This window comes from Thauera sp. AutoDN2 (assembly GCF_051280715.1).
Classification (GTDB): Bacteria; Pseudomonadota; Gammaproteobacteria; order Burkholderiales; family Rhodocyclaceae; genus Thauera.
Genome location: NZ_JBNCAR010000070.1, coordinates 1 through 3,859, shown reverse-complemented (window position 1 = coordinate 3,859; position 3,859 = coordinate 1). Strand labels below are relative to the sequence as shown.

Sequence of the window (3,859 nt, the reverse complement as noted above, 5' to 3'; positions counted from 1 at the left end):
GTTGCTGGCCAATAAAAACTACCCCAATGCTGAACGGGTAGAAATGGCCCACAAAATTTATAGCAATCTAACCGGGAAACAATGACAGCTTTGGGTCGGCTGCACTCGATGGCGTCCGGCAGCTTTCGGGATGCGAAACTTGAGCGGCCGGTTTCCGGCGCCGAACTAAGAAGGTTGCTCGTCGCGTCCCGACCCGTTGCTGTCATTGGCAGCATTGATCGTCCGACGGCAGGTATCGGAGTCGAGCCAGTCTTCCGCCAGGATCCTTAACGGTGGCTTTTGTTCGCTTCGTTGGGGGTCTCTGCGCGCGATTGCCGTTCGAGCATTCTTCAAACCAGCAACGTACAACCGAACCAGGCAATCGATCCGCCCCTGTGGATCAGGTTGGATCCGGCATTCCGGTGAACACTGAAGACGAGGAAGAGGTTGTAGGGAATCAGCAGGAGGTGAAGCGCCAACCAGACGAAGCCATCGACGCCTTTTGCGAGCAAAATCAGCGAAATCAGGCCCAGGATGCCATTGATCAAGGTCCCTACGATCGTCACGTCCCACCAAAAGAGGCTGCGCGCGGGCCGATGCCCGTTCCAGCGGGCACTGAAGTAGGTCGGTAAGGAGCGTTTCAGTGCTATCACGGCCAGTCCTTCAGAAGCTGCGCCGGCCCAATTCTGCTTGTGGATGGAGCGTGGTTGCCGCTACCAGGGTCGGATTCCTCGATCGATGGACAGCACGTTCAACATCTTTAAGAATTGCATAGTTCTTCGAGGAAGCCCTTTCAACTTGAAGTCCAGCGCAGAATCCACTCGCTGCCATAAACCCACGCCATCAGCACCAAGCCGGCGGTGACGAAAAACGCCAGCACCGCCGTGATCATCCCAAGAACCGCTACAACGCCATCGCGAAACACCAGCCCCAACCCGATAAGCATCATCGCCAGCGCCGGCAGCAGGTTGCCGAAGGGAATCGGCAGTATGACGATGAAGGCCATCAGCCCGATCGCTGCGGCAGTCCATGACCGTCTGCCTGCGGATGCGAGATGGCTCATCCGGGCCTTGGCGAAGCGACCGGCCATGGCATAGGCAGACGCCAGGATGCCCAGCACGCGCTGCGCCCAGTGGCGGGAGAGTTCGAGTTCGGCGACCCGCCGGGGCAGGCATACCGAGGCGTGGCCCTGCCACATCGCTGCCGCGAGCGCCGCCATTCCGAAGCCGAGCACCGTGCCCACTCCCGGCACCGGCAGGAGGCAAGGCCCGGCCATCAATAGCAGCAAAGTGCCGTGTGCTGCGGCCCCGTGGGCGTGCGCCAGGGTTTGCATCGACACCCGCTCCTCGGATAAGGCTGCGGCTGTTGCGCGTAACCGCTGCACGATGGGCGCCGTCATGCTGCGGACGGGCGGCGGATCACCACCACCACCAGGGTCACCACGGTCAGCGGTACGACAAAGCTCATCATCACGCTCGAGAAGACCGGCAGCACATCATGCTGCTGCGCCGCCAGAAGCAGGTAGGCCACGTAGGCGATGTAGTAACCCAGAAAGACGCCGCCTTCCCAGCGCGCGATCTCGCGGCCGGTCATGAACACCGGCAGGCAGGCAAGGGCCACCGCCAGCATCACCCAGATATCGAAGGCCAGCAGCGATGGCGCCATCGCCAGGCCCAGGTCGCCCGACACCAGCCCCGACAAGCCCAGGCAGCCCAGGATGTTGAAGGTGTTGCTGCCGACGACGTTCCCCACCGCGATATCGCGTTCGCCCTTGATCGCGGCCGTGATGCTGGTAGCCACCTCAGGCATGCTGGTTCCGGCGGCGACGATCGTCAGGCCGATGACGAGGTCGCTCACACCCATGGCCTTGGCAAAGTTCACCGAGGCTTGCACCAAGAAGTCCGAGCCGAACACCAGTGCCACCAAACCCGCAGCGATCAATCCGATCTGCGCCACCCAGTGGCTGTCCCAGGCACCGGTCTGGGCTGGCTTGATCTCTTCGGCAAACTCATCCTTCGCCGCTTGGGTCTCGCGCCGCGATTGCACGACCAGGAACACGGTGTAGGCCAGAAGCAGAGCGAAGAGGAAGCCACCGTCGAGGAACGAGAGTCTTCCATCCAGCGTCAGCGCCAGCAGCAACAGGCTTGCGCCCAGCATGATCGGCACCTCCTGCCGGATCAATTGGATGTTGACCACCAGCGGCGTGATCAGGGCACTGATGCCCAGTATGAAGAGCACATTGAAGATGTTGCTGCCCACCACGTTGCCGATGGCAATGTCGGTCTTGCCGTCCAGGACGGCGCCAACGCTTACCGCAACCTCGGGCGCGCTGGTGCCAAAGGCAACGATGGTGAGCCCGACGACGAGCGGGCTGATACCGAAGGACATCGCCAGCCTGGACGCACCGCGCACCAGGATTTCAGCGCCGATGACCAGCAAGGTCAGGCCACCGAGGAACAAGAAAAGGGTCATGATCAGTGCCTGCAGCGCTCAAAAGTTGCCCAACGCGCATTATCCACATTGCGCGGACAGCCAAGAAATTGACGATGGACCGCTTGCGCGCGGCGTCGCATACCCTCGCGCGGAGGGGTGATTCCCGTCATGCGGCCAATCGACTTCCCGGCTGCGGCCCGGAACCACTGCTGTGGCGGCGCCACATTGCAATGCCCAGATGCAGCCCCGCTCCAAGCAGGAGCAGCAGCGCACTGCCAAGACCCCAGATTACCCAGGCCACCACGGTCAGGCCGCCGGCCAGCGCCGGCATGGTCTGCAACAGACTTTCGACGACCGGCGCAAAACCTGCCAGCAGAGGAGTCATCGTCTGTGCGATCTCCGGCGGCACCCAAGGCGGTAGCCATTCAGGCAGAAGCAGCCCCTCGACACCTGATGCGACACCAGTCAACGCGCTGGCATTCGAAACCGACCAAACGGCGACTGAATGCAGCGCCCAGGCTGATAACGACCAGAGTGCGATTAGGCCAAAGACCGAAAACCAACTGAGTACGTAGAACATGATCATCTCCTGGCTGTATTGCAGTAACGGAGGCCATTCTTACACTGTTCAACGTTCGAATTAATCGCTTATGAGGATGACGGACTTCCATTTTTTCGATGTGATTTCGATCGCGGTGCGCTAATCAGCGACCCGAACTGCGAACGACTGCTACGTGGGCCGGAGCGGCCACCGGAATCGCAGATCCGCTGCGATGGTGCCCGGCAGCTCCTGGCCGGACTGAGACTTCCATCCCCCGATCTGCGTGGGGGCGCTGCGAGTCGACTGTGGCTGTCTCCACCCGAGCCGTTTCAGTCATCGGCACGGCATGGAGGGGTCGTCTGGCGTGAGTGACGGGACGAAGACGGACGTGCAGTCTGGTCGACGTGCGTTCTTGCCAATTTTTGCCAAGCGGACTAACCTGCGTCCATGAGCACGATGAACATTTCCTTGCCCAACAGCCTGAAATCCTTCGTGGACGAGCAGGTGAGCGAACGGGGTTACGGCACCAGTAGCGAGTACGTGCGCGAATTGATTCGCAAGGACCAGGATCGTCAGCGCTTGCGTGGAGTGCTGCTGGCGGGGGCTGCCAATGCGTCGGCGTCACCGGCAAATGCCACTTACTTCGAAGGTCTGCGTGACCGGGTACGCCGGGCGGGCAAACCGGTTTCTCGCGGGTGAAGGTCAAGTCCGTCGTTCCGCGTGAGCAGGCCAGCCAGGACGTCGACGACGCGATAGCCTACTACCTCGAAGAGGCTTCCTCATCGGTTGCGCTCGGCTTCATCGACGCACTAGTGTAGTGCTGCGCTCTTGAGCGCACTTAATTGACAACTTCCGCTATCATGCTTCATGCATGCGGAGCGGAGGATCGAATGCGGGTTGCGCCAG

6 protein-coding genes are annotated in these 3,859 nt (G+C 61.1%); 2 read left to right on the top strand and 4 right to left on the bottom strand.

The features are described 5' to 3' along the window. Positions 1-329 precede the first annotated feature (329 nt). The 4 genes from ACPT9U_RS17290 to ACPT9U_RS17275 all read right to left on the bottom strand — a co-directional run bounded on the left by ACPT9U_RS17290 (position 330) and on the right by ACPT9U_RS17275 (position 2,992). Positions 330-632: a hypothetical protein gene (locus ACPT9U_RS17290; protein WP_168941941.1), complete on the bottom strand. Its 303-nt coding sequence runs from the start codon at positions 630-632 to the stop codon at positions 330-332. A gap of 140 nt (positions 633-772) precedes the next feature. After that, positions 773-1,378: an exopolysaccharide biosynthesis protein gene (locus ACPT9U_RS17285; RefSeq protein WP_435751861.1), complete on the bottom strand. Its 606-nt coding sequence runs from the start codon at positions 1,376-1,378 to the stop codon at positions 773-775. Then, positions 1,375-2,451 carry a calcium/sodium antiporter gene (locus tag ACPT9U_RS17280; RefSeq protein ID WP_435751860.1) on the bottom strand — a complete coding sequence of 359 codons (1,077 nt, stop codon included), beginning with the start codon at positions 2,449-2,451 and terminating at the stop codon, positions 1,375-1,377. The genes ACPT9U_RS17285 and ACPT9U_RS17280 overlap by 4 nt, the downstream gene beginning before the upstream one ends. A 127-nt stretch (positions 2,452-2,578) precedes the next feature. Beyond that, entirely contained in the window at positions 2,579-2,992 is a 414-nt protein-coding gene (locus tag ACPT9U_RS17275; protein ID WP_435751859.1) for a hypothetical protein, read from the bottom strand. A 408-nt stretch (positions 2,993-3,400) separates the two neighbouring features. On the opposite strand from ACPT9U_RS17275, the gene ACPT9U_RS17270 reads away from it, so the two are divergent. Together ACPT9U_RS17270 and ACPT9U_RS17265 are read left to right on the top strand one after the other, a co-directional pair. Continuing rightward, the gene (locus ACPT9U_RS17270) at positions 3,401-3,652 is read left to right on the top strand and encodes a ribbon-helix-helix domain-containing protein (protein WP_004256479.1); all 252 of its coding nucleotides are present in this window, start codon (positions 3,401-3,403) and stop codon (positions 3,650-3,652) included. Then, on the top strand, positions 3,649-3,771 hold the full coding sequence (locus ACPT9U_RS17265; protein WP_435751858.1) for a hypothetical protein: 123 nt from the start codon (positions 3,649-3,651) through the stop codon (positions 3,769-3,771). The genes ACPT9U_RS17270 and ACPT9U_RS17265 overlap by 4 nt, the downstream gene beginning before the upstream one ends. Positions 3,772-3,859 lie beyond the last annotated feature (88 nt).

Bases quoted from the DNA above. Each gene is read 5' to 3' on its own strand.
- ACPT9U_RS17285 (WP_435751861.1), bottom strand. From the start codon at position 1,378: ATGACGGCGCCCATCGTGCAGCGGTTACGCGCAACAGCCGCAGCCTTA.
- ACPT9U_RS17275 (WP_435751859.1), bottom strand. From the start codon at position 2,992: ATGTTCTACGTACTCAGTTGGTTTTCGGTCTTTGGCCTAATCGCACTC.
- ACPT9U_RS17270 (WP_004256479.1), top strand. From the start codon at position 3,401: ATGAGCACGATGAACATTTCCTTGCCCAACAGCCTGAAATCCTTCGTG.
- ACPT9U_RS17280 (WP_435751860.1), bottom strand. From the start codon at position 2,451: ATGACCCTTTTCTTGTTCCTCGGTGGCCTGACCTTGCTGGTCATCGGC.